Here is a 26912-nt window from a genome sequence, read left to right as displayed (position 1 = left end):
TCTGAGCTTGCATCCCGACGCCTGACACTGGAAAAGGCGAGGCTACGGAGCACACTGCCTGCTCTCAGGCCATTTCTCTTTGGTTACTTTCTCTCTAGGCCCCCTCGGGGGGTTGGGCCAGCAAAGAGAAAGTGACCCGGACCGCGGCAGGCGAGCCAGGGCACGCAGACGCTAAAACCGGGCGACAACGCCACTGGATCCCTGCCTACGCAGGGATGACGAATAAGGGTAGATATCGCAAGAGCCGAACCCCCTCCCGGAGGGAGAGAGAGAAAGCGAGATCAATCCTCAGCCCCCTCCACCAACATCCTCCGCACCGCCTTCAACGACACCGTCTCCCAAACCGCCACCACCATCAGCACCGCTGTAGTCAACGCGGCCAGCCACATCACCGACAGCAAGAACGCCGGCGCCACCAGGAACACCAGCAACCCCAACCCGACCAGATGCGACAGTGGAAAGCTGGTGTGATTGACCGTCATCTTGAACAACGCATTCCCGAGCAGATACAGCGCCGGCCCACCCACCAGCACCGCCACGCTCGCCACATCGCCACGCGCATGCGGATGACTGAGGCTCAACTCGTCGCCCACCGCACTCACCACGATGCCGGCGACGATCAACAGGTGCAGGTAGGTATAGCCCAGGCGTGCGACGCGACCCGGATCGGCGTCGTGACGAATGGAATGACTACCGCGCTCGGCAGCCAGATCGAAATAGATCCACCACATCGCCACGCAGGCAAGAAACGCCGTCGCGAATGCGAATACGGAGTCCGCCTGCCGCATGGTCTCCGCGAAGGTGGAGCCGGTCACCACCACGGACTCACCCAGCGCAATGATCACGAACAGACTGCAGCGCTCGGCCATATGGCCACCTTCGACATCCCATTCGGACGTGCTCGAACGCCCCAGCCCCGGCACAAAGAAGTACGCAGCGGGCCCGAGGTATTCGATGGCGAGTGCCGCCGCCCATGATGCGAATCGCGCTTCGCCTTCCTGCGTTCCACCGAACAACCACAGCACACCGGCGGTGGAAAGCCACACGGCAATGCGGATGATGTTGCGCCGGTTCGCCGCAGGCGCATCACGCCCCATCGCCCACAACATGAACAACGTGCGCCCCACCTGCATAGAGACATAGGCGCCGGCAAACAGCAGACCGTGCTCACTGAAGGCTTGTGGCAACGATGTCGACAACAGCAGGCCGGCGAAAGTCAGCGCCAGCAGCATCACCCGGACCGCGAGCCGTTCGGGGTCGAGCCAGTTGGTGATCCAGCCGGTGAACACCCACACCCACCACACGGCCAGAAAAAGCAGCAGCACCTGGAATGCGCCCGATAGGTTCAACTGGTGCAGCAGCGTGTGCGAAAGCTGGGTGATCGCATAAACGAACACCAGATCGAAGAACAGCTCGATATTAGTGACCTTGCCGTGCCCGCCGGCCACGCGTGCGCGCAGCAGGCTGCCGGCCGGTGTCGTCGGAGTGGATGGGTGCTGCGACATGGAAGAACTCCCCAGGAACCGACACTTTTATCGCATGGCGCACGGCGGGCTGCCACGGGGTAGCCGATCCTCAGCCTAGCGGCTGTCGTCGATGTGGCTGACCTTGCCATCGACCAGGGTGATCGTGACGGTCCGGCCACCACGCCGGTATTGCCAGTGCTCGCCACCGGTATCCGCCCGCTTAGCCTGCCCCTTGGATTTACCGCGGGTCGACTTGCCGCTGGCTGGCTTGCCGGCACGCGCCTTGTGCGTGGGCTTGCCGAGCAACTCCATCACCCGCGCCGCACTGTCGCCGCTGCTCAGCACTTTATTGCCCACCCGCAACGTGTCGGAGGCATGCGCCGTCGCAGCCCACATCCATAGAATCACTACCCAGCCTTTGCGCATAACGATTTCCTTTGGCCGCGGCTCAGCCGCCCTCCGGAAACCATAGCGACGCATGCTGGCGCGGCGGCATCCCCGCCGCACCGGTCAAAATTGTAAGGATTAGCCGATGCGCTTAGCGCGCGCGATCCTCGATCGAACCCACCTTGCCGTGGATCACGGTAATGGTGACCACATGGCCGTCGTCGCGCTGGTACTGCCAGCGCTCACCGACATAGGCGCCCTTGTCATTCTCGATCGGTTCTTTGAAACCGGGCGCACCCAGCAACTGCATGGCGCGCGACACGCTGTCGCCCACCACCAGCACCTGACTGCCAATACGCAACGTGCCGGAAGCATGAGCGGCAACGCTGACCGACAACAGCACGAGCAACAGCGAACGACGCACGGTGGATCTCCTTTCCTGGGGTGGGGGACGACGAAGCTAGAAGCCCGCACCGGGCTGCGCAAGATAACTTTCCTCATCTTGCGTCGAGCGCCGGCTGAGTACTGCATTGCGATGGGGGAAGCGCCCGAAGCGATCGATCACCGCCTGATGGCGGCGCGCGTAATCCAGATAGTTGGTGAAGCGCGCCTCGCCCGGTACCTGCGTGCAAAGCCCGCCGAACAAGTCGATGCACTGTCGCTGCAGAACAGGATTTTCGGCATGCTCCAGGGGCACGTAGGCAAATGTGCGCCACAGCGGCGGCAGCGCTGCGTCATGGCCGCGAGCGATTCCCGCCAGGGCCAGTGCCTGGGCATGCAAGTCGCTGGCGAAGGCGCGCGGATCGTTGCGGTAAAGATTGCGGCTGAATTGATCCAGCAGGATCAGCAGGGCCAGCCAGCCTTCGGGCCTTTCGGCCCAGACGTCGAGCTCACCGCGCGCCGCCCTGCCCTGCAAGGCACCAAAGCGTTCGCGAATCTCGGCGTCGAAGGCGTCGTCGCGCTCGAACCAGCGCGGCTCGTTGGCGGGGTCGAACCAGAATTCCAGCACATCCTTGGCCGTGGGCATGGCAGGCGCTTAACCGTGGGTGGTTCCGGCGAGGCAATGCATCTCTTTGTGCATGCCGTGGAGGCGGCTCAACTGGCTGCCGGGCACGCTGCCGGATTCGCTCGGCGCGCGCTGCATGCGCCGCTCGAAGCTATGCAGCAGATCGCATTCGTTGCGCGCCAGCCACTGCACCCAGGCCGTGTCGCGATGCGCGGAGAAGCGCGTGGAAAGGTCCGCCATCATGTTGCGCAGGGTGCCCGTCAGGGTGCCGTGCTGCGCCGGCGAGCCGCCGTCGACACGTACCAGGCCCTGCAAGTCGTCGATCAATGAGTCCAGCGTCTGCAGGTTTTCGAACAGCAGCATCTGCAGGGCCGGGTCGCGTACCTGGGCCAGCGCCCGCCGATGCAGTCCGCGGTCGTCGATACCACGACGGATCAGGGCGTTATAGAGCGGGCGATTGAGAAAGGACACGGCGACCGCCTCCGGGCGGCTCGAGGGGAGTGGGGTTCGAACTGTCGCTATCCTCAGGCTCGCCCGCTTAGCCAGACATTAATTTGTCATTAGCCACACCCAGGCGCTCAGCCACCGTTGCTACTGGCCGATCCGCAACAGGTTCAAAGGCTGGCCTTTACTCCCCCGCACCCCTTGCTGCAGCTCGGCCAGACGCTGGATCGAGGGGCATAGCGCCTGGATCTGCGGGCGCAGCGCTTGCATGCGGCCTTCCAACCGCGGCCGTAACTGGGTGGCCAGGTCGGAAGCGCGGTCGCGCAGGCTGGCGGCTGCCTGCAGGTCGCCGCTCATCGCCGCCTGTACGGCTTGCTGTCCAAGATCGCCGGCCAACAGAGGCAGCAGATCGCCGGCGATCTGGTTGGCGTATTGATCGGCCATGTCGCCCTGCCAGTCATGCGTGCTGTTGCTGGCGGCGATGCGCTGCTTCAGCTCAGCGACGCGGGAAGCCAGGCGCTGGTTCAATGTGGCTTGCGTATCCACCCCTAGCCCCATGCCGGCCGCTTCCTCGCGCATGCCCTGCGCCAGCAGGTCCACACCGTTCTGAGCGACATTCTTGGCGCGTGGAGCCAGCGCGCGCAGTTCGCGCTCGAACAAGGCAAGCCGATCCTGGTCCTCGGCGCTCAGGCGCACAGCGGCGCCATCCGTACGCAGGCCGCCATCATGCAGTTCCACATGGAATGGTGCCGGCTGCGGACGATCGAACATCACGCTGTCCGGCTTCAGGGTCAGGTCGTAGCTGCTGCTGGCCTGGCAGGTGGTGGCGAGGTCCTGGGCATGTACGCCCGCAGAGACGAAAGCCAGCATCAGGACTGACGGAAACAGAAGGTGGCGCATGAAGCATCCTCAACAAGGAAGGCCGCAGCGATACCCCGCCACGCGCCAACCCCCGCTGAATCCGCTTATACAGGACGCGTGTGGAACTCCTTGCGCACCGTCGGCAAGCCCAGTTGCCAGGCCAGCCACAGCAACACCGGTACGGCGATGGCCTTGATGACCAACACGATCTGATAGATGCGCTTGGCATGCTCGATCATCATGGTTGCCAGCTCGGCCAGTTGCGGCTGTGCCTGCGCCGCCTGCCGGGCCTGCTCGAACTGGCCCCATTGCGCCAACATCAGGCCACCGGTAACCAGCGACCACAAGGCCAGTAGCACGGCCAACACACGCATGGCCTGTCGCGCCCATTCCTGCCGCAGGATGCAGCCAACGCACACCACGATCACAGCGAAGGCACCGACGAGATAGGGGTATTGGGCGTAACGCAGATACTGCACGCCACCGAACGCCGCCAGCAGCAGCAACAACCACAGCGCTATGCGCCATGCGGCAAATCCCTGTCCGGAATTTGCCGCATTACGACGGACTTTCAAGAACATCAGGAAGCAGCCTTCAGCGCAGCGAGATCGGCCAATACCTGGGCGGAATTCTTCTCCGGGTCGACATCCTGATAGACCTTGGCCACCTTGCCCTGCGGATCGACCAGGAAGGTGGTGCGCTTGGCGTAGTGCATGCCCATCTTGGACGTGAGCACACCATAGGCTTCGGACATTTTGTGCTCGGAATCGGCCAACAGCGGGAACGGCACTTTGTACTTGGCGGCGAACTCGGCATGCGACTTCACGTCGTCCAGGCTCACGCCCACCACGTCGGCGCCGGCCTGGCGCAGCTTGGCGATGTCATCGCGGAAGGTGCAGACCTCGGTGGTGCAGCCCGGCGTGAAATCCTTGGGATAGAAGTAAAGCACCTGCCAATGGCCGCGATGATCGGCGGCGGTGTGCCACTTGCCGTTCTGGTCCTGCAGGCGGAAATCCGGTGCGGCCTGGCCCGTCTGGGGCAACGCGCTGGAGGTGTCGGCAAAAGCGGGAGCGATCAGGCCGACCAACAAGGCCAGCAGAAGGAGCAAGGCGTTACGACGCATGACGGCAACTCCGGGGTGAGGGATAGCTGGCAAAGTGTACGCGCAGCCATGACAAAGGGCGCCATGCGGCGCCCTTTGCAAATCGACATCACCGGGTTTACGGCTTGCTGATAGTGAACTTGCCCACCGATATGCCCAGGTTCACACCCTCACCTTCACCGGCCAGCGCCAGCGAAGTGGTGCCCTTGGTCAGCACCTGCGCGGTGCCGCTTTTGATAACGCCAGCCTCGGCGCTCGCCTGCACGTAGTCACCGAATACATCCTGGATGCTACGCACGTGGGTGATCTCGCCCTTGCCGTTATCGATGCGGTACTTGCCAGCGGTCAGGCCGCCACCCACTACGGTGATCTTCACCGGCGAAGTCTGGCCGTTGTTGCAAGTGATCGTGCCGGAGCCTTCCGCGTGCTTGTACAGAATGGACCAGCCGGAAAGGTTGAACTTGAGATCGCAATCCACTTTCGCCTCGGCAGCCTGCACGTGTGTCACCGGCAACATCGCCGTACCACTCGCCACTGCCAGCACCAGTGCTGCCATTGCCATAGAGCGCTTGATCATCGTCGTCTCCTTCGCGGTAGTCAGGGGTCCTGCAGCAATACATGCTAGACCAGCCTGCTGAACGGACCAGCAAGATCGCGCGGAGACATTCAGCCTTGGTCATCACACGTGAGCGTGGCGTGGATAGAAAAGGAAGTGGCGCATGGCCCCCTTTTACGGCAGCGTTTGAATGGCCTGACGCCGCCGACAACGCGTAATGGCGAACTTGCCCGCCGACGCGCGCAGCAGGACAAGTTTCGCCCGGGCCTTTCGCCGGATGCCGCCCCAGCGACTATCCGGCGTTTTTGATCGTCCGCTAACAAGTCCCCGCGCAAACTGGAGCTACCAACACACGCACTCACTGAAGGGGGATGTCATGAGCATGCGCATTGTCTACGCCCTCGGTTTCGCACTGATCCTGACTGGCAGTCCCGCCGCCTTTGCGCAGACCAGCCAGCCGAGCACCCAAAGCTCCAGCAGTAGCGGGCAGAGCACCACCAAGCACACCACGACCAAGCACAAGACCACCAAACACACCGCCGCCACGCAGCCAAAAACGCACACGGTGTGCGAGGACGTTACGGTGCAGGATCAGCCCAAGGACTCCAACCAGATCGCCGGCATGGCGATCGGCGGTGTGGCCGGCGGCCTGCTGGGTAACCAGATCGGCAGCGGCAAGGGCCGCACGCTGGCCACGGTGGCCGGCGCGGTCGGCGGCGGTTATGCGGGCAAGAAGATCCAGGAAAACCAGCAGGCGAAGAACACCCACGTCGAGCGCCGCTGCCACGAAGTGACTCCATAAAATCGGCGCCGGTCCAAGGAGTGTTCCATGTTCAAGTATTCCCTGGTCGGCTATGACGGCTCCGTCACCTCGCAGCGCGCGTTCCGGCTTGCGATCGACCTGGCGCGCACCTGTGGCGGACGGGTGCGCGTGGTCAACGCGGTCAAGCTGATCGAAGGCGCCGCCGACACTTGCGCGTTGGTGATGGCCGACTCCGGCACCCGGCGCGCCAACGAGTTGATGGCGGAGCTGAAGATCATGGCACCGGAGGCCGCTGAACTGATCGACGTCGAAGTCGTCCCCGGCAATCCGGGCGACGTGCTGCTGCAGCAAGTGAAGCGGCACGGTGTCGACCACATCGTGATCGGCCACACCGAACGCGGCGCCCTGGCGCGCTGGCTGCTCGGCTCAGTCTCCACCGACGTACTGGCCGGTTCGCACGTACCGGTGACAGTGGTGCGTTAGCGGCGACGCCTTCTCGCAGAGACGGGAAAAGCAAGTTTCTACGAGGCCGCCTCACCAAGCCTCGCGTCCCTGCGTGTTATGACCCTGTGCACACTACAGGTCGGCAGACGTTAATCCGTCTGGGCGGACTCGTCGTATCCTGTTGTCATAGAACAGTCATGCCAGGCCGGCGTAAGCCCCGCAACGAACCGGCCCGGGCCCCGCACAGGAACCCCCGCGTGAGCTACAACACCCCGTTGCCCTGGACTCTGGACAGCCTGGACTTCGATCAGATCGAATTCGAGCGTATCCGCCACAACGAAGACCTGTTTTTCCTGCTCTGCAGCTCCTCTTTCGTCGAAAGCGGCTCCGATCTCTACACGCATAACCTGATCGATCACTTCGCCGGCGACGAGGCCCTGCAGACCTGGCTCAGCCAGCATTGGGAGCACGAGGAGCTGCAGCACGGCCACGCCCTCGCCACCTACGTAAAAAAGGTATGGCCGGAATTCGACTGGGAGCGCGGCTTTCAGGCGTTCTGGCAGGAATACGGCGCGGTGTGCACCAGCGACCAGCTGGAAGCCAGCCGCGGGCTCGAACTGGCCGCGCGCTGCGTGGTGGAAACCGGCACCGCCAGTCTGTACCGCGCGCTCAACGACATCACCGACGAGCCCGTACTGAAGCAGCTCACCAACCGCATCAAGAGCGACGAAGTACGCCACTACAAGCACTTCTACCACCACTTCCGCCTGTACCGCGAAAGGGAAGGCTTTGGCCGCTACAAGGTGTTCCGCACCATTCTCAAGCGCGTGAACGAGATCAAGAGCGAGGACAGCGATATCGCGCTGCGCCACGTGTTCAACCAGTGCTACCCGCAGCACAAGGAGAACCACGCGGAATTCCGGCGCATCACCGGTCGCGCGCAAGCTCTGCTCCGCCGCAATATCCCGGCCGAGATGACGGTGAAGATGCTGCTCAAGCCACTGGATCTGCCGCCACGCGTGCAGGACATGGTGGAAAAACCGCTGGCCCGGATTGCCGAGAGACTGTTCCTCAACTGAGCCGTCACCCATGACGATTGGGGCTTAAAGCCGCAGCAACGCTCCTGCATCCTGATCCCCGCCTACCTTGGGGGGTCACGATGAACATCTGTTTGCGCGGCTTGCTGCTCATCGCCTGGGTTGCATGGGGCACGGCGCAAGCCAACGACTGCCCGACACCGGATGCCTTGCGCGACGCTCACGTGCCGGGCGTGGTGATCGCGACCTTCGACGGACAACAGACCCGCTTCAGCACTTGCGGCCTCGCGGATACGGCGCATCAGCGACCCATGAGCAAACGCACGGTGTTTCAGGCCGCGTCGCTCAGCAAGCCGGTGTTTGCGCTGATCACCTTGAAGCTGGTCCAGCAGGGGCGCCTCGACCTCGATCGCCCGCTGGTCAGCTATCTGCACGGCCCCTATCGGCACGACCAGAACCCGATGGGCGCGCAGCCGGTCTGGGATACCGTCAGCGACCCGCGCCTGGCGAAAGTCACCGCGCGCATGGTGTTGAGCCATCGCAGCGGATGGCCGAACTGGGCCTTCGGTGAGCCCTTGCAGTTTGCCGCCGATCCCGGCGAGCGCTGGAAGTACTCCGGCGAAGGCCTCGCTTATCTCGCTACCGTGCTGCAAACCATCACTGGCCAACCCTTGCAGCAGTTGGCCAACGAGCAGGTATTCAAGCCATTCGGTATGCGCGACAGCAGTTACGTCTGGCGCGATGCCTACGACGGCCGTATCGCCACAGGTTATGACGCGGAGGGAAAGGCACTTGGTGTGGTGCGTTTCCGGCGGCCGCTTGCCGCCGCCTCGCTCTACACCACGCCGGCCGATTACGCGAAGTTCGTGCGCGCGCTGTTGCGCGCTGCGCCGGGAACGCCACTTGCACTCGAGCGCGAGCGGCAGACCGAAGTGGATGCGAAGTACGCGCTCGACTGGGGCCTGGGCGTAGGCCTGGAAACACAAGCGGATGCGAGCTGCGCGTTCCACCACGGCGTCAACAACGGATTCCAGTCGTTCTTCATGGTGTGCCCGGCATCCGGCCGCGGCGTGTTGTGGTTCACCAACAGCGATCGCGGTCTTTCCCTGGCACCGGCCTTGCTGGAAGCACATGTGCCCGGCGCCCATCCGGTGCTGGAGTGGCCAATGCTGCATCCCTGAAAAGGAACGCTCGTCGGCTTCGACGGGCTACGGTTGCTCCGTTTCCAACCGGCGCTCGCGCCCTTTGGCCTGCCCTTCCGGCCAGTGATACCAGTCCTCGTGCAGCGAAAACTGTTTACAGGCCAGGCACACGGTGATTTCCCAACGATAGCTGCAACCGGGACAGATACCGCCGGTCCAGAACGTGTTCCACTGCGTGCCGCAGCCACCCATACGAGGCGAACACAACCACCGGCTACTGCCCACCGGGCGCCAGGTGCACAGCGGGCAGTAGATCTCCGGCTCGCTCATGTCCCGCGTATCAGTTCTTCGTGGGCTCTTGCGGACGCGCGGCCGCTTCGATCTTGCGCTGCTCGTGTTCGACGGCCTTGAGCTTGGCCACATCCACCGGGCGGATCTGCGCGATGGTGCAGGGGAACGTGCGACCCGTCAGCACCTTGTCGAAATTGATCGACACCTCATGCAGATTGGAGGTGAGGCCGATGACATTGGTGAAATCCAGATCCGGACAAGGACCCGATACCGTCAACAGCCAGGCCTCGTTCGGCCGGGTATAGACGGCTAGCTGGCTGTTGCCCAGCGGCTCCCACGAATAAAGCTCGAAGAAACGGAAGTTGCGCACGGGTTCGCCGGCGGCGGCGGCATACGCAGCCTGGCGATTGCTCATGCGCTGCGCATAAGGGACGCTGGAGCAGGCGGCCAGCGACGCGACGAGTACGGCGCCCATCAGAAGACGTTTGGCGGACATGGGACAACCTCCGTGTGGGGACAACCGTAGAAACGCGCAACAACCCAACCGGTTCACGCTTTCGCAAACCGGCGTTTATTTCTTCTTACTTTTACCGACGCTCTGCCACTTGGCCGGATCGAAACCGCCGACCTCGTACACCAGCGTCAATTTCTTCTCGCCGTCCTGCATGGTGACGTCGATGGCGATCTTCTTCGCCTTCTCCAGCATGGCAATAAACGCCTTGTCGTCGCGGATCATCAGCGCCGGCTCGCCGGTGCTCGGCGCGAACGCCTTGATGCCGGTCTCCTTGCCGTCCACCACCGTATGCAAGGTGCAGTTGGCCTTGCATACGAAGCCGTGAGCGCCGCCGCTGTAGAGGAATGCGTTCTGTCCCCACTCGGTGTGCCGGCGCAGCACCAGGCGTACGCGATCGTTGCCGGAAGGCTGGCTGCTGTAGATGGTGGCGGTGGACTGTGTGCCGCCCTGCATCGGCGACACCTGATACAGCCACAAGCCCTGCAAGCGGTTCTTCTCGCTGGTTTCCTTCCAGCGCTTTTCGATCTCGGGCAGGCTCTGCTGCACTTCCTTGGCCGCCGCGCTGTCGGGATAGCGGCTGACGATGTCCTTGCCCATGGTGACGGCCATTTCGTCGTTATTGATGCGCAGCAGCTGGTGATAGGTATCCAGCTTCTTCGCCGCTTCGTCGGCCTGGGCCTGGGCGGGCGCCTGGGCTGCCGTCGAGGCCTGATCGCCTGATTGCGAACAACCGGCAAGAGCGAGGGCGACGCCCAGGGCGGTAACGGCGGGGCGGAAGCGCGGCAGGTTCATCGGCAGTATCCGGTGACGGGAAGGTGCCTAGAGTGGAACGGGTGGCCGGGATGGTGCAACCGACATGCTTCCCTGTAGGAGCGCACCCTGTGCGCGAGCCTACGAAGCGTCGATGCAGCGGTCGCCCACAGGGTGGGCTCCTACAAGGCTAGGCCCTCTCTTTCATGGTGTCGGCGCTGCCTCGCCGAAGCGCTCGCGCAATTGCGCCCGGTAGCGGCGACTGCAGGGAATCTTGGCGCCGTCACGCAGCGACAGACGGGCATCACCCGTGTCCAGCGGCTCGATCTCAGCCAGATAGTCGAGGTTGACCATGTAGCTGCGATGCACCCGAACGAAGCGCGATGGATCGACGCGATCCTCGATCCCCGCCATGGTGGTGCGCAGCGGATAGTCACGCCCGCGAACATGCAGGTTCACGTAATTGCCCGAGGCCTGCAGCCACTCGATCTCGCGCGCGTTGATCAAAAACTCCTTGCCTAGCTTGCGCACCAGGAAGCGCTCCGGGCGTTCCACCGGCTCTACCGGCGGGCCATCGTCCGGCGCGACCAGCAAGCGCGCCTCGCCCTGCAGGCGCATCAACCACAGGCGGTACAACGTGACGGTGGCGATCACCGAAAGATAGGTCCGCACATCCTTGAGATATTCATAACTCCAGGTGGGCAGCCACGGGCCGAAGTCGTAGTGCCACCCCTGACTGGCATAGGCGAGCGTCCGCAGGGCCACCATGCCGGCAACATGGATCAGGCTATACGGCACGCTGACCAGCAGATGGATGGGAAGGTTGCGCCGCCAGGTGTCGAAGCGGAGCGGCCAGCGCCTTTCGAGGGCAATCACCACCGGCACCAGGGCGAGCATGACCAGGGCGCTGCTCCACTCCCATACCCAGGGCTCCCAGGCAGCCGCCCGGGGATGGTCGATCCGGGAGACCACGCTGTTGAACGTCGCATTCAAGACGTACACGGCCACCCAGAAGCCCACCTCGAAAGTGCGCCGCCAGGGTTGGAAGGATTCGTAGCTGAAGCCGGGCCGGTTTGTCATGCGCGGATTCTACGCATAGGGCCGACCACCGCCGGCCCCATTCGTCCCGCCTGTCCACCGCTTGTCCCAACCACATCGCGATCAGTCACTTAGCGGGCGACGCGCGGAAGGCCGCGGCTCAGCATCCGTCGCACTTTCCCGATGGAGTCCCGCCATGAACCGCCGCCACGATATCGACGCACTGCGCGTGCTGGCCTTCGGCCTGCTGATCCTCTACCACGCGGCCATGCTCTATGTGGCGCCCGTGTCGGACTGGGGCTTTCACCTCAAGAGCAGCCACCTGGCCGAATGGCTGCAATACCCGATGCTGTTCCTCAACCGCTGGCGCATGGAACTGCTGTTCCTGATCTCTGGCCTGGCCATGCATTTCCTGCGCGGCAAGACCGGCCTGCCCAGGCTGGCCTGGAAGCGCACGGCGCGCCTGCTGCTGCCCCTGGTGTTCGGCATGCTGGTGGTCATTCCGATCCAGCCCTATGTGCAGGGGCTCGCTGAGCATGGCATCGAGCCAGGCTTCCTGGCCTTCCTGCCGCACTACTGGACGCACGGCTACCGCGACTACGGGCTGACCTGGAACCATCTGTGGTACCTGCCCTACCTGTGGCTGTACACCATGGGGCTGCTGGCATTGCTGCCGGTGCTTGAATCGGCGCCGGGGAAACGTTTCTGCGCCCGCATTCGCCAACTGCACGGCATCCCCCTGTTGCTGCTGCCGGCGTTGCCGCTCTTCGTGATCGGCTTCCTGCTGCGCCATCGCTTTCCGGAAACCCATGCCCTGGTGGGCGACTGGTATGCGCATGCGCTGTACGCCACCTGCTTCATCTATGGCTACCTGCTCGGCACCGATACCGGCCTGTGGCGCGAACTGGCGCGTCTGCGCGGTCTCTCGTTGCCGTTGGCGCTGGGCTGCTTCGCGCTCTACTTGTTCCTGGATAAATTCGCCGGCGACCTGCTTGGCGGCAGCTCGCTGACACCCGCCCACATGCTGATCGCCAAGGCGTTGATCGACAGCCTGCGCTATCTCTATTGCTGGACGGCCATCGCCGCGGTGCTGGGTTGGGGCCACGTCCTGCTCAACCGGCCATTCCGTTGGCTGCCCTATGCGCGCGAGGCGGTGTACCCGTGGTACGTGCTGCATCAGAGCCTGCTCTTGCTGGTCGCGTGGTGGGTCGTGCGCCTGCACCTCGGACCCGTGCTGGAACCGCTGCTGGTCGTGCTCGGCACGATAGGCGGTTGCGCGCTGCTGCACGAATACGTCATTCGCCGCACGCATTGGCTGCGACCCTTGTTCGGGCTGGATGCCAGCCCGAACAGCCGCGCCGCGCAGACCCTTCTGCGCCCGGCCGACGACATCGCCTGAAAATGGTTTTGCCGAGCCCGGAGGCGAGCCCGATAATGCGTGCTCACCTCCGGGAAACCTCATGCCGTCCCCCACCCCTGTCACAACGGATTCGCCCTTCCGGCATCCCGCGTTCGTCCAGTTCTGGTTTGCACGCATCGCCTCCAGCTTCGGCTTCCAAATGCTTTCCGTCGCGGTGGGCTGGCAGATCTACGAGATCACCGGCCGCGCTTTCGACCTGGGCCTGATCGGCCTGGTGCAGTTCATTCCCTCCGTGTTGCTGGCCCTGCCCGCCGGGCACGTGGCCGATCAGTTCGAACGGCGTCGCATCGTCCTGCTGGGACAAGTGGTGGAGTTGCTGGCAATCGCGGTGCTGGCAACGCTCAGTCTGCTGCACGCGGTGCATGAGGCCGGCATCCTGATCCTAGTGTTCGCCATCGGCGTGGCGAAGGCGTTCGAATTCCCCGCGATGCAGTCGATGCTGCCCGCCCTGGTGCCGCAGCCGATGCTGGCGCGCGCGATGGCGGTGAATGGCTCCGCTGGCCAGGCGGCAATGATCATGGGGCCGGCACTCGGCGGCCTGCTCTATATCGCCGGACCGGGCACGGTGTATGTGGTGTCGGGCGTGCTGTATCTGGCCTCGGCAATCCTGATGAGCCGTCTGCGCTACGAGCAGGCCCCGCCACGGCGCGAGCCAGCCACATTGAAGACGCTGTTTGCCGGTGTGCATTTCATTCGCCAGCGGCCAGACGTGCTCGGCGTGATCTCGCTGGATCTGTTCGCGGTGCTGCTGGGCGGCGCCACCGCGTTGCTGCCGATCTTCGCCAAGGATGTGCTGCATACCGGGCCGTGGGGCCTGGGTCTGCTGCGCGCGGCGCCTGCCGTAGGCGCATTGTTGATGTCGTTCTGGCTCGCGCGGCACAACCTGGAGCGGCGCGTGGGGCCGATCATGTTCGCCTCGGTCGCCGGCTTCGGTCTTGCCACGCTGGTGTTCGCGGTGTCGAGCACGCTGTGGCTCTCGCTTGCCGCACTGTTCGCGCTCGGCGCGTTCGACATGGTGAGCATGGTGATCCGCGGCGCACTGGTGCAGCTGGATACGCCAGACGATATGCGCGGCCGCGTAAGCGCGGTGAACGCGATCTTCATCAATACCTCCAACCAGCTCGGCGAGTTCGAATCCGGCCTGCTCGCCGCATGGATCGGCGCGATCAACGCGACTTTGCTGGGCGGCATCGGCACGCTGGTGGTGGTTGGCCTGTGGATGTGGATGTTTCCTACCCTGCGCCGTCGGCAGCGCCTGCACGCGGAGCCCAGCGAGTTGTCGGAACCTGCCGCCGATACGCTGTGAGCGCTGTATCGATCTGCTCCATCCCTCTGCGCGCGGGGAGCCTTTGGTGTTGGGCTATCGCGACCTGGCCGCTTATGCAGCGGGCATGTAGGACGCCTGCCGGCGCCCGAGTCACTTTCTCTTTGCTGCCCCCCCGAGGGGCCTAGAGAGAAAGTAACCAAAGAGAAATGGTCTAGAAGAGCGCGGTGTGCTTTGTAGCTACGCGTCTTCCAGTGTCAGACGTTGGGTTTGCTCTTGCCCCCTCCCCTGCTCGCAGGGGAGGGTTGGGGAGGGGTGAGTACTTGAGAAAACGTATCGGGAGAGGTTGTCCCAAGGGCTTACCCCCTCCCGGCCTCCCCCTGCGAGCAGGGGGAGGAGAAAAGCACGCGCAGGTCTGACGACGCCAATCAATTCCGAAGGAGAGTGGAGCAAGAAGCGAAGCCCTCCCGATATCTAGCACTGGAAAAGGCGCAGCTACAGAGTCCACCGCCTGCTCTCTGGCCATTTCTCTTTGGTTACTTTCTCTTTGGGCCAGCAAAGAGAAAGTGACCCGGACCGCGGCAGCGGTTCGGAACGCCCGCTGCGTAAGCGGCCAGGTCGCGACAACCCAGCGATTGTCGCGAACACAAAGAACAACCCGCGCCACTTACACGACATCTCTTCAACACATGCGCATGCCGGCCTCCATCACGGACTACCGAACACCGCTCGCGTATCAATGGTGTCAGCCATGACCTTATACCCGGCATCACCAGGATGCAGGTGATCGCCGGAATCGTAAGCCGGCAGGAAGCGCTGCGGGCGCGCCGGATCGCGCAGCGCGGCGTCGAAGTCCACCACCACATCGAACGCCCCGCCCTCGCGGATCCAGCGATTGACAGCCTGGCGCACGCGCTCCTTGTCAGCGTTGTAGTAACCCTTCATCGGCGTGTCTTCCAGTGCGCCTTCAAACGGCGTCAACGTGGCACCAATGATGCGCACGCCATGCAGATGCGCACGGGCGATCAGCTGCTGGTAGCCGGCGATCAACGCCTCTGCTGGCGTCACTTCGTCCTTAGGCCCCAGCGGTGTACCAAACCAGCTGATGTCGTTGATGCCCATCATCACGATCACGCTCGATACGCCGGGCTGGCTGAGCACGTCCCGTTCGAAGCGAGCCAGTGCGTTCTCGCCCATGCCATCGCGCAAGACACGGGCACCGGAGATACCGGCATTGAGTACGGCGACGTGCTGGCCGGCGAAACGCTTGGCGAGAAAGTCCGGCCAGCGTGTATTGGCATCCATGCTCGAGCCGTTACCGTCGGTGATCGAATCCCCCAGCGCCACCACAGCGCGCGTGCCAGCCGTATCGGCCACCAGAATCGAGCGAAGAAACACACGTGAGGTCAGCATCGCGTCCGGCTTGATCGTTGGCGCTCCGGCCTGGTCGCCCGCAACGACATAAGTCGTCTGGCGTGCGTCCCAGTGGAAACTCGCGGGTGCCGTTGGCTCAGGCAGATACAGGCTGACGCTGACGTTGCCCAGCGCCACCACATTCAGATCGACAGGATCGCTGAGCATCGGCGCGCCCGGCGGAATCGTCACTGACGGCCGGCCGTTGAAAGTCAGCGCCCGATCCGAACCGGCGACAATCGCAGCGCCTTCACCCGCCAGGGCGATATGCGCGGCGCCAATCACCAGCGGACGCGTGCCGTATTCGTTGGTAAGCATCACGCGCACCCGCTCGCCACCCACGCTCACGCGCGCCGATTGACGCACGGTCTGCTGCCACAGACTCGAAGGCAGATTGAGCGGAAGCGCGAAGTCGCCATCCCAGCGCGGCTCGGGGCTGGCGGTCCAGGTGGCTACCCAGCGCGCGTCGTCGCGTGGCGGTGCTTTCGGCGTAGGCGCTGCATGTAGCGATGCCACGGCCACGAAGGCTAGGACGAAAGCGGTCAAAAGACGCCGATGCACGACAGACATCGGATGGCGAAACCATGAATGGTTGAACATGATGACCTCAGGGAGAGAACACACGAAGCGAGCGAGGGCGCTCACGGCTGGCCGGGCATGCAGGCGGCGGTCGCGGCGACCGCCGTCTGACGGTCGCCGTCGAGACGGACGCTCCACCAGGCCACCAGCCATCCGGACAGCGTGACCAGCGCAGCGACCCAGGTCACCGCTCCCAGCCCCGGACCGTGATCGATCACAACGCCACCCAGCCATGCACCCATCGCATTGCCAAGATTGAAGGCGGCGATGTTGAAGCTGGAAGCCAGGCTCTGGCCTGCACCTTCCGCTTTCTGCAGCACGCGCAGTTGCAACGGCGAGACGGTGGCGAACGCAGCCACGCCGAGCAACCCGGTGAAGACGACAGCGGCGGCTTTGCTATGCAGCGCGAAACTCATGGCGCCAAGCACCAGAACCAGTGCCATCAGCGTGCCGAGCAAGGCGGGCACCAAACGGCGATCGGCCAGTCGGCCACCGAGCAGATTGCCAACAATCAGGCCCACCCCGAACACCAGCAGGACCGGCGACACCGCGCTTTCGGCAAAGCCAGTCAACTGCATGAGAATCGGCTGGATGTAGGTGAATACGGCGAACACACCGGCATAGCCGAGCACGGTCATCAGCAGGCCGAGCAACACCTGCGGCCGCGCGATGACTTTCAGCTCGTCGGCAAAGGCGATCGGCTCGCGCTTGCCTGCGTCAGCCGGCACCAGCGTCGCGATGATCAGCGTCGCGATCAGACCGATGGCCGCCACCGCCCAAAAGGTCGCGCGCCAGCCGAAGTGCAGCCCCAGCCACGCACCGGCGGGTACACCGAGCAAGGTCGCCACGGTAAGGCCGGTGAACATGATCGAGATCGCTGAGGCTTTGCGGTCTGCGGGCACCATGCCAGTGGCAACGACCGCACCCACACCGAAGAAAGTGCCATGCGCCAGCGAGGTGATGACGCGCGCGGCCATCAGCAAGCCGTAGTTGGGCGCGAGCGCGCAGGCCAGGTTGCCGATGGTGAAGATCACCATCAGCGCGACCAACACTGCTTTGCGAGGCATGCGACTGGTCGCCATGGTCAGCAGCGGCGCGCCGACGAACACGCCCAGGGCATAGCCGGAGATCAGCAGGCCGGCGGCGGTGATCGACACGTGCAGATCGGCGGACACCTGGAGCAACAAACCCATGATCACGAATTCAGTCGTACCGATGCCGAAGGCGCCGGCGGTAAGCGAGTACAGGCCGATGGGTATGCGAGGTTTGACGGGAGCGGGGCTGGTCATGGAGAGCATCTGCTGGAAAAAGATGCGGCAGCGTAGGCCCGGCCATATTCTTCAACAACCACCATATTAGATAATCACTTTCAAGTTATTATTGATAATAATGAACCGCATCGACGACATCTGCCTGTTCCTGCGCGTGCTCGACCTGGGCTCGATCAGCGCCGCGGCACGCAGTCTCGACCTCTCCGTAGCGGTGGCCAGCCAGCGCCTGAAGCGGCTCGAGCGCGATCTCGGCGTGCGCCTGCTGCACCGGACCACCCGCCAGCTGCATGCCACGCCCGAAGGCACCGCCCTGGCCGAACAGGGCCGAGTGTTGATCGAAGACCTGGAGGCGCTGACTTCCGGCCTGCGCAAGTCAGGCAGCAGTGTCAGCGGCCCGGTACGGGTCACCATGCCCGCGGCGTTTGGACGTCAATACGTCTCGCCGCTTTTGCCCCAGTTTCTCGCGCGGCACCCGGGCATCAAGCTCAACGTCAACCTGAGCGATCAGGTGGTCGACCTGGTCACCGCCGGTTTCGATCTGGCCATCCGCATCGGCGTGCTGAGCGACTCCAGCCTGGTGGCGCGCCGGCTGGCGACCAACAAGCGTGTCTTGTGCGCTGCACCCGCCTATCTGAAGCAACACGGCACACCGCGCACGCCAGCCGACCTGGCGCATCACGAGTGCCTGCTGCAGGTAGGCAGTCACGGCCGTCAGGATATCTGGGGCCTGAGCGACGCCAACGGGCGCCCACTGGCGGTGCGCGTCGACGGGCGCTTCGAGAGCAACTTCGGCGAGCTGCTGAGCGACGCCGCCCTCGCCGGGTTGGGTGTTGCGCTGCATTCGACCTGGCATATCGGAGGCGAGTTGCGCGCCGGCCGCCTGCGGGTAGTGTTGTCGGACTACCCGCCGCCCGATACGGGCATCTACGCGGTGACGCCGCAGCGTCGCATGGTGCCGCAGCGGGTGCAGGCCTTTATCGACTTCCTCGCCGAACACTTCAGCGATGATCTGCCGTGGGAAAAACATCTGCGACATGCGTCATAGCGGCCATCGTGATCGCGGCGCAGACACTTTGATGTAGAACTTCGGAGCCCTCCATGATCGTTGTCCACCACCTCAACAACTCCCGCTCGCAGCGCATTCTGTGGCTGCTGGAGGAGATGGGCCTGCCTTATGAGATCAAGCGCTACCAGCGCGATCCGAAAACGCTGCTGGCGCCGTCGGAGTTGCGTGAGGTGCATCCACTCGGCAAATCGCCGGTGATCACCGACGGCGATGTGACCATGGCGGAGTCCGGTGCCATCATCGAATACCTCGCGGACCGCTACGGCCAGGGTCAGTGGCTGCCTGCCCCCGGCACGCCTGGGCGCCTGCGCTGCAGCTACTGGCTGCACTACGCGGAAGGCTCGGCGATGCCGCCGCTGCTGTTGAAGCTGGTTTTCAACCGGCTAGCCACAAGTCCCGCGCCGTTCTTCGTGAGACCGCTGCTGCGGGGTATTGCCGGCAAGGTGCAGCGCAACTTTGTCGATCCGCAACTGAAACTGCACCTCGACTATCTCGAAGGCGAGCTGGCGAAGTCACCATGGTTCGGCGGCGATGCTTTCACCGCTGCGGACATCCAGATGAGTTTTCCCCTGGAAGCCGCCGCGGCCCGCGCCGGACTCGACGCCACCACGCGACCACGCCTGTGGAATTTCCTGCAGCGCATTCGCGCGCGCCCCGCCTACCAGCGTGCGATCGAGCGCGGCGGCGACTACGCCATGGTCGGCTAGGTGACCGCAGCTGAACCGCGAAAAGCCCTGTTTACGCACCGCTCACGCGCGCACTGGCAAGTTCGTACACCTGAACACAAGGAGGCAATCATGGCCCGGAATCGCGACATCGAAAGCAGCATCAACGGCGTGGGCGAACAGGTACGCGAACGCGTACGTCACTATGCCAGCGAAGCAGGCGACCGCGCCGACGGCCTGCTGGAGCGCAGCCGCGAGATCCGTCGCCGCTTCGGCCGTCAACGCTACGATTATGCGCAACGCCTCTCCCACGCGGCCGAAGATTTCGCCGACGAGGCGAACTACCAGTATCGCCGCCTGCGCCGCCACGTCGGCCGTCATCCGGTAGCGACCGCAGCCGTGGTGGCCGGCACCATCGGCGCGTTCCTGCTGCTGCGTCGCGCGCTCCGCAGCCGCGACGAGGATTGATCGGCTCACCTCTATCTCGACGAACCGCCTAAAAAGAAACCCGCCTTCCGGCGGGTTTCTTTTTGATGGCGCTTAGACCGTCATCGGATTCGGCTTGTCCGGATCCAGCTTGTAGGTCTTGATGGCGCGACTCACATCCTTGGCGTTGACCTTGCCGTCCTTCGCCAGCGCGGTCAGCGCGGCCTGGGCGATCCAGTAGCGATCGACCTCGAAGAAGCCGCGCAGGTTGGCGCGCGTGTCGCTGCGGCCGAAGCCATCTGTACCGAGCACCGTGTAGCGCATGCCGTCGGGCATGAAGGCACGGATCTGGTCGGCGAACTCGCGCACGTAGTCGGTTGCGGCGATGGCCGGCCCCTGGCGCCCCTGCAACAGGGCGGTGACGTGCGGCACGCGCTGCTCGGCTTCCGGATGCAGGCGATTCCAGCGCTCGGCATCGAAGCCATCGCGACGCACTTCGCTGAAGCTCGGCACCGACCAGATGTCGGCGGTGACGCCGAAATCCTTCTCCAGCAGCTCGGCCGCCGCAATCACCTCACGAAGGATGGTGCCGGAACCGAGCAGCTGCACGCGCGGTTCGCCCTTCTTCGGCTTGCCGGCATCCTTGAACAGGTACATGCCCTTGATGATGTCCGCCTCGACGCCTTGCGGCAGATCGGGGTGGCTGTAGTTCTCGTTCATCACGGTGATGTAGTAGTACACATCCTCCTGCTCCTGGAGCATGCGGCGCGTACCGTCCTGCATGATTACCGCGACCTCGTACGAGAAGGTCGGGTCGTACGACTTCACGTTCGGGATCGCGCCGGACATCAGATGCGAACTGCCGTCCTCGTGCTGCAGGCCCTCGCCGTTGAGCGTGGTGCGGCCCGAGGTGCCGCCGATGAGGAAGCCCCGCGCGCGCATGTCGCCGGCCGCCCAGGCCAGGTCGCCGATGCGCTGGAAGCCGAACATCGAGTAGTAGATGAAGAACGGCAGCATCGGCACGTTGCTGATGCTGTAGCTGGTTGCCGCGGCCATCCAGGCGGCCATACCGCCGGCCTCGGAGATGCCTTCCTGCAGCACCTGGCCCTTCTGGTCTTCGCGGTAATACAGCAGCTGATCGGCATCCTGCGGGCGATACTTCTGGCCGAACGGCGCGTAGATGCCGATCTGGCGGAACATGCCTTCCATGCCGAAGGTGCGCGCCTCGTCGGCCACGATCGGCACGATGCGCTCGCCGATCTGCTTGTCGCGCAGCAGCAGGTTCATGCCGCGCACCAGCGCCATGGTGGTGGAGATCTCGCGCTCGCCGGTGCCCTTGGTGATCTGCTCGAACGCCGACAGTTCCGGCGCCGTGATCTTCACGTCGGTCTTGCGGCGACGCTGCGGCAACGCACCGCCGAGCGCACGGCGGCGCTCAAGCATGTACTGCACTTCCGGCGAATCCTTGCCCGGGTGGTAGTACGGCACGTCGGCCAGCTTGTCGTCCGGCACCGGGATATTGAAGCGGTCGCGGAAGTGACGCACGGCCTCGTCGTCCAGCTTCTTCTGCTGGTGCGTGGGGTTCTGCGACTCGCCGGCCGCGCCCATGCCGTAGCCCTTCACCGTCTTGGCCAGGATCACCGTGGGCATGCCCTTGGTGTTCACCGCCTGGTGATAAGCCGCATAGACCTTGTGCGGATCATGGCCGCCGCGGTTGAGGCGCCAGATATCGTCGTCACTGAGGTTGGCGACCATCTCGCGCGTCTCCGGATACTTGCCGAAGAAATGCTCGCGCGTGTACGCACCGCCGAAGGCCTTGCACGCCTGGTACTCGCCGTCGATGGTTTCCATCATCAGCTTGCGCAGCACACCGTTCTTGTCGCGGGCCAGGAGCGGATCCCAGTAGCTGCCCCAGATCACCTTGATGGCGTTCCAGCCGGCGCCGCGGAACACGCCCTCGAGTTCCTGGATGATCTTGCCGTTGCCGCGCACCGGACCGTCCAGGCGCTGCAGGTTGCAGTTGATCACGAAGACCAGGTTGTCCAGACCTTCGCGGCCGGCCAGCGAGATGGCGCCGAGCGACTCGGGCTCGTCGGTCTCGCCATCGCCCATGAAGCACCAGATTTTCCGGTCGGACTTCGGAATCAGGCCGCGATGCTCGAGGTACTTCCAGAACTGCGCCTGGTAGATCGCCTGGATCGGGCCCAGGCCCATCGACACCGTCGGCACCTGCCAGTAATCCGGCATCAACCAGGGATGCGGATACGAGGAAAGACCGCGGCCATGGCCGGCCACTTCCATGCGGAACAGATCGAGCTGTTCTTCGCTGATGCGGCCTTCCAGGAAGGAGCGCGCATAGATGCCGGGGCTGGAATGGCCCTGATGGAAAATCAGGTCGCCCGGATGGTCGGCGCTCGGCGCGCGCCAGAAATGGTTGAAACCCACGTCGTACAGCGTCGCCGAGGAAGCGAAGCTGGCGATATGGCCGCCCAGCTCACCCGGCTTGCGGTTGGCGCGCACGACCATCGCCATCGCGTTCCAACGGACCAGGGTGCGGATGCGCCACTCCATCGCCGCGTCGCCGCTCATCTTCGCTTCGTTGCCGGGCGAGATGGTGTTGACGTACTCGGTGGTGGGATTGAACGGCAGATAGCCACCCGCGCGGCGGGTCGAGTCGACCATCTTTTCCAGCAGGTAGTGCGCGCGCTCGGTGCCGTCGTGATTGATCACCGCATTGAGCGATTCGACCCATTCCTGGGTTTCGGTGGGGTCGAGGTCCTGGTGGAGGATGTCGTCGAGCTGATCCATGGGGAGCTTCTCTCCGCGGCGCCGGGGGCTTGGCGCGGCTGTAGGTGGATCGCCTCCGGGTAAGAGGCGGGAAACCCTCCGAGTGTAGCTCCGGAGGTTTTTTTCGCCAATTGGATCGAGACAATACGGAGGCGAATGGCGTTATGCACCGACGCGTCCGCAAGCCACCCTGCCACTGGCGGCGTTACGGCCGCTCCGCCACGTGCAGGCGACCATAGTTGTCGCCCATGACCTCGCCAAGTAGCTCCTGGTGCTTCGAAATCTCCGCTGCCGCGCCGTCGTTGTAGACGTGAAACTGGCCCGGCTCGCGGCCGTGCAGGAACTTATCCAGGTCCGCCTTGTATTCCTGGCTGTCGAACGCGTCGTCCTTCCGCGAGACATTCGTCCAGTCGCTGTCATTGAAACCAAACGGCAGCATCTGCTTACCCCGGACCAGCACCATGGCATTGCCCGTGATGCGGACCACCTTCACCAACGCCACCTTGCCGGCGCCCTGCCCTTCGGGAGCCATCGCCATCAGATTCACCTTGTAGATGTCGCCGGCTTGCGGATGCGCCAGCAAGGCCTTGTTGCTGGCCGTCACCTGGTCCCTCGATGCCTGCAGGAACGGCTTGGCGATCAAAGCCCCGGCGACGAGCCCCCCGAAAACGATGGACAACGTCCACGGATACAGCCGCTGCCATATCGTGCGCCTGGTATTGGCGCGAATGGACTTGATGGCTTCCGCCACGGCCGGCGACCACTTGGCCCGGGCCAGCATGCCGGCCTGTGGATGCTTGATCTGATGGCCGCACAAGGTGCACTCGACACCGGTCCGCAACCCCATGCCGAAGATGGGCGCGATCATGCTGATGTAGCGCGTGTAGAGGGTGACTTCGACGCCACCCTGCTTGCCGCACGCGGGGCAGCTCTCATGGGGCAGGCGGTCGCTTGCCAACGGTTTGGTGACGATCGAATAGACGTAGATCATTGAAGCGGGGCCTCGTGGTGGGATGACGGGTGGTGGCTCAGATCCTGCCGCTGGATCTCGCCGAGGAACGCCGAGGGCGTCTCGCCGATAGAGTTCGACGATGTAGTGGGTGGCGCCGCGATGCGCCTTCGCAAACACGGCCGTGGCGGCGTTCCAGAACGCCGTGTCGTCTTTGTAGCCGCCGGGAATCGTGTATGTCTTGCCCTGGTCGTCCGCCAGGACGATCCGCTCTTCCTTGTCCACGCTGGGCATGAAAGCACCCTGCGAAATCGTGGTGGCCTCGCGGTAGATCAGCACGATGCCTTGCGGCCGCGTTTCCGCTGCATGCAGCAGACCACGCGCCCTCAGGAACTGAAGGCCCGTGCTGAAAAACTTGACGTATCCCACGCCGATCAGCAGGCCCGCGACGACAGCGGGCACCCAATTCGGCACGGGCTGGCGAGCGACGGATAGACCCTGTGGGAAGCCCACGAAAAGGCCGGCTGCCATGGCCCAGCAAAGCGGGCCCACTAGAAAGACAAACCAAAGCCCCTGGCGGTATCGCCCGAGAAGATAGGCTCGCAGAACGATGAGCGGCGTTTGCTCCATCAGCATCAGATTTCCTTCCGTGGAAACACCCAAGCTCCGAGTCTGGTTTATGACTGCTTCCTGCAGTACCGGACAAAGCACAACGTTTCGCGTCTTACCGATGAAGACGCATCCTTCCGGGAAGTACCGGCGCTTCCCCGGCACTGCACACTATGTATCTGGACGACCGCGCGTTCGCCATGGGCAAACGCGCGGATTCCTTGGCTCAGCTGCGCCTTTCGCTCTGGGTCTGACGGATCTGCGCATCCACCGCGGCAATCGCCGTCATGTTCACCACGCGGCGCGGCGTCGAGGCCGGGGTGAGGATATGCGCCGGCTTGTCCGGGCCCATCAGGATCGGACCGATGGCTACGCCATCGGTCATCACACGCACCATGTTGTAGGTGATGTTGGCCGCATCGAGATTCGGCATCACGAACAGATTGGCGCGCCCGGTCAGCGTGGTGTTGGGGAAGATGCGCGTACGCAGCCCCTCGTCCCACGCGGTGTCGGCCTGCATCTCGCCATCCACCTCAAGCTTGGGTATGCGCGACTTGAGCAGCTGGTACACCTTGCGCATTTTCTGCGCGCTGGGGTTGTCGTGGCTGCCGTAGTTGGAGTGCGACAGCAACGCGACCTTCGGCTCGATGCCGAACAGCTTGAGGCGGTAACTGGCTTGCAACGTCGCTTCCGCGATCTGCTCGGCAGTGGGATCGACCTGCACATGGGTATCGAGGAAGAACCACGCGCCCTGGTCGTTGATCACGCCAGTCATCGCCGACGTGCACTGCACGCCCGGATCGAGGCCGAACACGCTGCGCATGTAGCCGAGCTTCTTGTGGAAGCGACCGACCAGGCCGCAGATCATCGCGTCCGCCTCGCCGCGCTCCACCATCAGCGAAGCGATCAGGGTCGGGCGCGAACGCAGCAGGTTCTTGGCCGCCGCCGGCGATACGCCGCGGCGCTCGGTCAGCGCGTGGTACTGCTGCCAGTAATCATTGAAGCGCGGATCGTCATTGATATTGGTGAGTTCGAAATCGACGCCGACACGCATGCGCAGGCCGAGGCGCTGAATGCGCGTCTCGATCACGTCAGGACGGCCGATCAGGATCGGGAACGCCAGGCGCTCGTCGATCACCGTCTGCACGGCGCGCAACACGGTCTCTTCCTCGCCTTCCGCATAGACCACGCGCTTGCGGTCGGCACGCGCGCGCTCATACACCGGCTTCATCAGCAGGCCGGTGCGGTAGATGAACTGGCCGAGCTTTTCCTTGTACGCATCCATATCGGTGATGGGACGCGCAGCCACGCCGGAATCCATCGCCGCCTGCGCCACCGCCGGCGCCAGCATCACCAGCAGGCGGGGGTCGAACGGGCGGGGAATCAGGTAGTCGGCGCCAAAGGTCGGCACGTCGCCGCCGTAGGCACTGGCCAGATCGCCGGCCTCCATCCGCGCCAGCCCGGCGATGGCGCGCACGCAGGCGAGCTTCATGGCCTCATTGATGCCGGTAGCGCCGACATCCAGCGCGCCGCGGAAGATGTACGGGAAGCACAGCGCATTGTTGACCTGGTTCGGATAGTCCGAACGGCCGGTGGCGATGATGCAGTCCGGGCGGACTTTCTTCGCGTCTTCCGGCGAGATCTCGGGATTCGGATTGGCCAGGGCGAGGATGATCGGCCTGTCGGCCATCGTCGCCACCATGTCCGGCTTCAGCACGCCACCGGCGGACAGGCCGAGAAAGATGTCCGCGCCGTCGACGATCTCGGCCAGCGTGCGTGCCTTGGTGTCGCGCGCGTAGCGCTGCTTGTCCGGATCCATGTGATCGCGGCCGGTATACAGCACGCCCTCGCGGTCATAAGCGAGGATGTGCTCGGGCTTCAGGCCCAGCGCCACCAGCATATCCAGGCAGGCAATGCCCGCCGCGCCGGCGCCGGCGGTGGCGAGCTTGACGTCCTCGATCTTCTTGCCGACCACTTCCAGCGCATTGAGCACGGCGGCACCCACGATGATCGCGGTGCCGTGCTGGTCGTCGTGGAATACCGGAATCTTCATGCGCTCGCGCAACTTGCGCTCGACCACGAAGCACTCGGGTGCCTTGATATCCTCAAGATTGATGCCGCCGAAGGTCGGCTCCATCGAGGCGATGATGTCGACCAGCTTGTCCGGATCGCGCTCGTTCAACTCGATATCGAACACGTCGATGCCGGCGAACTTCTGGAACAGCACACCCTTGCCTTCCATCACCGGCTTGCCGGCCAGCGGCCCGATGTCGCCCAGGCCCAGCACCGCCGTACCGTTGGTGATCACCGCCACCAGGTTGCCGCGCGCCGTCATTTCACTGGCGGCGTTGGGATCCTCCACGATCGCCTCGCAGGCATAAGCCACGCCCGGCGAATACGCCAGGGCGAGATCACGCTGGGTGACCATGGCCTTGGTGGCCGTTACCTTGATTTTGCCGGGGTGCGGCAGGCGGTGATATTCGAGAGCGGCGAGTCGAAGTTCTTCGGGGAGTGCCATGGGATGCGCTATCGGGTGAGGGAATAAAGGGCCGCGACGGCGGCATCCGGACATGTTAGCACCGTGTTAGCAGGCCAAACCCGCTGCGTCGCAAGAACACGAGCGTAGGTATGGCCTGCGCGTGTGACAACTAACGCTTTCGAG

27 protein-coding genes are annotated in these 26912 nt (G+C 64.0%); 9 read left to right on the top strand and 18 right to left on the bottom strand.

Annotation, left to right across the window (positions count from 1 at the left end; genetic code table 11):
• Positions 1 to 281: 281 nt before the first annotated feature.
• The 9 genes from ISS97_RS01860 to ISS97_RS01820 form a co-directional block, all read right to left on the bottom strand.
• Positions 282 to 1505 carry a low temperature requirement protein A gene (locus ISS97_RS01860; RefSeq protein ID WP_379987630.1) on the bottom strand — a complete coding sequence of 408 codons (1224 nt, stop codon included), beginning with the start codon at positions 1503 to 1505 and terminating at the stop codon, positions 282 to 284.
• A 75-nt stretch (positions 1506 to 1580) separates the two neighbouring features.
• Positions 1581 to 1892, bottom strand: a complete 312-nt coding sequence (locus ISS97_RS01855) for a DUF2845 domain-containing protein (protein ID WP_379987629.1) — start codon at positions 1890 to 1892, stop codon at positions 1581 to 1583.
• Between the two features lie 112 nt (positions 1893 to 2004).
• Entirely contained in the window at positions 2005 to 2277 is a 273-nt protein-coding gene (locus ISS97_RS01850; RefSeq protein WP_379987628.1) for a DUF2845 domain-containing protein, read from the bottom strand.
• 36 nt (positions 2278 to 2313) lie between these two features.
• Positions 2314 to 2880 (bottom strand): DUF924 family protein, encoded by a 567-nt coding sequence (locus tag ISS97_RS01845; protein WP_379987626.1) that lies wholly within the window; start codon positions 2878 to 2880, stop codon positions 2314 to 2316.
• 9 nt (positions 2881 to 2889) lie between these two features.
• Positions 2890 to 3330 carry a PA2169 family four-helix-bundle protein gene (locus ISS97_RS01840; RefSeq protein ID WP_379987624.1) on the bottom strand — a complete coding sequence of 147 codons (441 nt, stop codon included), beginning with the start codon at positions 3328 to 3330 and terminating at the stop codon, positions 2890 to 2892.
• Positions 3331 to 3450: 120 nt separating this feature from the next.
• A complete protein-coding gene (locus ISS97_RS01835) occupies positions 3451 to 4203 on the bottom strand; it encodes a DUF2884 family protein (protein WP_379987622.1) in 753 nt (250 codons plus the stop codon).
• Between the two features lie 65 nt (positions 4204 to 4268).
• Positions 4269 to 4745 carry a hypothetical protein gene (locus ISS97_RS01830; protein WP_379987620.1) on the bottom strand — a complete coding sequence of 159 codons (477 nt, stop codon included), beginning with the start codon at positions 4743 to 4745 and terminating at the stop codon, positions 4269 to 4271.
• Complete coding sequence (locus ISS97_RS01825) at positions 4745 to 5287, bottom strand: peroxiredoxin (RefSeq protein WP_379987619.1); 543 nt, start codon at positions 5285 to 5287, stop codon at positions 4745 to 4747. The genes ISS97_RS01830 and ISS97_RS01825 overlap by 1 nt, the downstream gene beginning before the upstream one ends.
• A 97-nt stretch (positions 5288 to 5384) precedes the next feature.
• Entirely contained in the window at positions 5385 to 5843 is a 459-nt protein-coding gene (locus ISS97_RS01820) for a hypothetical protein (RefSeq protein WP_379987618.1), read from the bottom strand.
• Between the two features lie 355 nt (positions 5844 to 6198).
• Between ISS97_RS01820 and ISS97_RS01815 the strand changes: the two genes are divergently transcribed.
• The 4 genes from ISS97_RS01815 (at position 6199) to ISS97_RS01800 (ending at position 9247) form a co-directional block, all read left to right on the top strand.
• On the top strand, positions 6199 to 6624 hold the full coding sequence (locus ISS97_RS01815; RefSeq protein ID WP_379987617.1) for a glycine zipper 2TM domain-containing protein: 426 nt from the start codon (positions 6199 to 6201) through the stop codon (positions 6622 to 6624).
• Positions 6625 to 6651: 27 nt separating this feature from the next.
• Entirely contained in the window at positions 6652 to 7068 is a 417-nt protein-coding gene (locus tag ISS97_RS01810; protein ID WP_379987615.1) for a universal stress protein, read from the top strand.
• 218 nt (positions 7069 to 7286) lie between these two features.
• The gene (locus ISS97_RS01805) at positions 7287 to 8108 is read left to right on the top strand and encodes a ferritin-like domain-containing protein (RefSeq protein ID WP_379987613.1); all 822 of its coding nucleotides are present in this window, start codon (positions 7287 to 7289) and stop codon (positions 8106 to 8108) included.
• An 80-nt stretch (positions 8109 to 8188) separates the two neighbouring features.
• Entirely contained in the window at positions 8189 to 9247 is a 1059-nt protein-coding gene (locus ISS97_RS01800; protein WP_379987611.1) for a serine hydrolase domain-containing protein, read from the top strand.
• A gap of 27 nt (positions 9248 to 9274) precedes the next feature.
• Here ISS97_RS01800 and ISS97_RS01795 read toward each other — a convergent pair whose 3' ends face one another.
• From ISS97_RS01795 to ISS97_RS01780, 4 genes are all read right to left on the bottom strand, one after another.
• Positions 9275 to 9538 (bottom strand): hypothetical protein, encoded by a 264-nt coding sequence (locus ISS97_RS01795; protein ID WP_379987609.1) that lies wholly within the window; start codon positions 9536 to 9538, stop codon positions 9275 to 9277.
• A gap of 10 nt (positions 9539 to 9548) precedes the next feature.
• Positions 9549 to 9995 carry a DUF6491 family protein gene (locus tag ISS97_RS01790; RefSeq protein ID WP_379987608.1) on the bottom strand — a complete coding sequence of 149 codons (447 nt, stop codon included), beginning with the start codon at positions 9993 to 9995 and terminating at the stop codon, positions 9549 to 9551.
• Positions 9996 to 10070: 75 nt separating this feature from the next.
• The gene (locus tag ISS97_RS01785; RefSeq protein ID WP_379987606.1) at positions 10071 to 10805 is read right to left on the bottom strand and encodes a hypothetical protein; all 735 of its coding nucleotides are present in this window, start codon (positions 10803 to 10805) and stop codon (positions 10071 to 10073) included.
• Positions 10806 to 10967: 162 nt separating this feature from the next.
• Entirely contained in the window at positions 10968 to 11843 is an 876-nt protein-coding gene (locus ISS97_RS01780; RefSeq protein ID WP_379987605.1) for a LytTR family DNA-binding domain-containing protein, read from the bottom strand.
• A 154-nt stretch (positions 11844 to 11997) separates the two neighbouring features.
• On the opposite strand from ISS97_RS01780, the gene ISS97_RS01775 reads away from it, so the two are divergent.
• Both ISS97_RS01775 and ISS97_RS01770 read left to right on the top strand, forming a co-directional pair.
• Positions 11998 to 13200 carry an acyltransferase family protein gene (locus ISS97_RS01775; protein ID WP_379987604.1) on the top strand — a complete coding sequence of 401 codons (1203 nt, stop codon included), beginning with the start codon at positions 11998 to 12000 and terminating at the stop codon, positions 13198 to 13200.
• A gap of 61 nt (positions 13201 to 13261) precedes the next feature.
• Entirely contained in the window at positions 13262 to 14527 is a 1266-nt protein-coding gene (locus tag ISS97_RS01770) for an MFS transporter (protein WP_379987602.1), read from the top strand.
• Between the two features lie 666 nt (positions 14528 to 15193).
• Here ISS97_RS01770 and ISS97_RS01765 read toward each other — a convergent pair.
• Both ISS97_RS01765 and ISS97_RS01760 read right to left on the bottom strand, forming a co-directional pair.
• Positions 15194 to 16498, bottom strand: a complete 1305-nt coding sequence (locus tag ISS97_RS01765; RefSeq protein WP_379987600.1) for an SGNH/GDSL hydrolase family protein — start codon at positions 16496 to 16498, stop codon at positions 15194 to 15196.
• Between the two features lie 41 nt (positions 16499 to 16539).
• Entirely contained in the window at positions 16540 to 17775 is a 1236-nt protein-coding gene (locus tag ISS97_RS01760) for an MFS transporter (protein ID WP_379987598.1), read from the bottom strand.
• 91 nt (positions 17776 to 17866) lie between these two features.
• On the opposite strand from ISS97_RS01760, the gene ISS97_RS01755 reads away from it, so the two are divergent.
• The 3 genes from ISS97_RS01755 (at position 17867) to ISS97_RS01745 (ending at position 19947) form a co-directional block, all read left to right on the top strand.
• Positions 17867 to 18793 (top strand): LysR family transcriptional regulator, encoded by a 927-nt coding sequence (locus ISS97_RS01755; RefSeq protein WP_379987596.1) that lies wholly within the window; start codon positions 17867 to 17869, stop codon positions 18791 to 18793.
• Positions 18794 to 18846: 53 nt separating this feature from the next.
• The gene (locus ISS97_RS01750) at positions 18847 to 19521 is read left to right on the top strand and encodes a glutathione S-transferase family protein (protein WP_379987595.1); all 675 of its coding nucleotides are present in this window, start codon (positions 18847 to 18849) and stop codon (positions 19519 to 19521) included.
• A 90-nt stretch (positions 19522 to 19611) separates the two neighbouring features.
• Positions 19612 to 19947, top strand: a complete 336-nt coding sequence (locus tag ISS97_RS01745; protein WP_379987594.1) for a hypothetical protein — start codon at positions 19612 to 19614, stop codon at positions 19945 to 19947.
• A gap of 72 nt (positions 19948 to 20019) precedes the next feature.
• Here ISS97_RS01745 and aceE read toward each other — a convergent pair whose 3' ends face one another.
• The 3 genes from aceE to ISS97_RS01730 all read right to left on the bottom strand — a co-directional run bounded on the left by aceE (position 20020) and on the right by ISS97_RS01730 (position 26768).
• On the bottom strand, positions 20020 to 22713 hold the full coding sequence (aceE, locus tag ISS97_RS01740; protein WP_379987592.1) for a pyruvate dehydrogenase (acetyl-transferring), homodimeric type: 2694 nt from the start codon (positions 22711 to 22713) through the stop codon (positions 20020 to 20022).
• Between the two features lie 184 nt (positions 22714 to 22897).
• Positions 22898 to 24277: a hypothetical protein gene (locus ISS97_RS01735; RefSeq protein WP_379987590.1), complete on the bottom strand. Its 1380-nt coding sequence runs from the start codon at positions 24275 to 24277 to the stop codon at positions 22898 to 22900.
• A gap of 199 nt (positions 24278 to 24476) precedes the next feature.
• Positions 24477 to 26768, bottom strand: a complete 2292-nt coding sequence (locus ISS97_RS01730) for an NADP-dependent malic enzyme (RefSeq protein WP_379987588.1) — start codon at positions 26766 to 26768, stop codon at positions 24477 to 24479.
• Positions 26769 to 26912 lie beyond the last annotated feature (144 nt).

The sequence above is a fragment of the Dyella koreensis genome, assembly GCF_044904565.1.
GTDB lineage: Bacteria > Pseudomonadota > Gammaproteobacteria > Xanthomonadales > Rhodanobacteraceae > Dyella_D > Dyella_D koreensis.
This window is presented reverse-complemented; position numbering and strand designations above follow the sequence as displayed.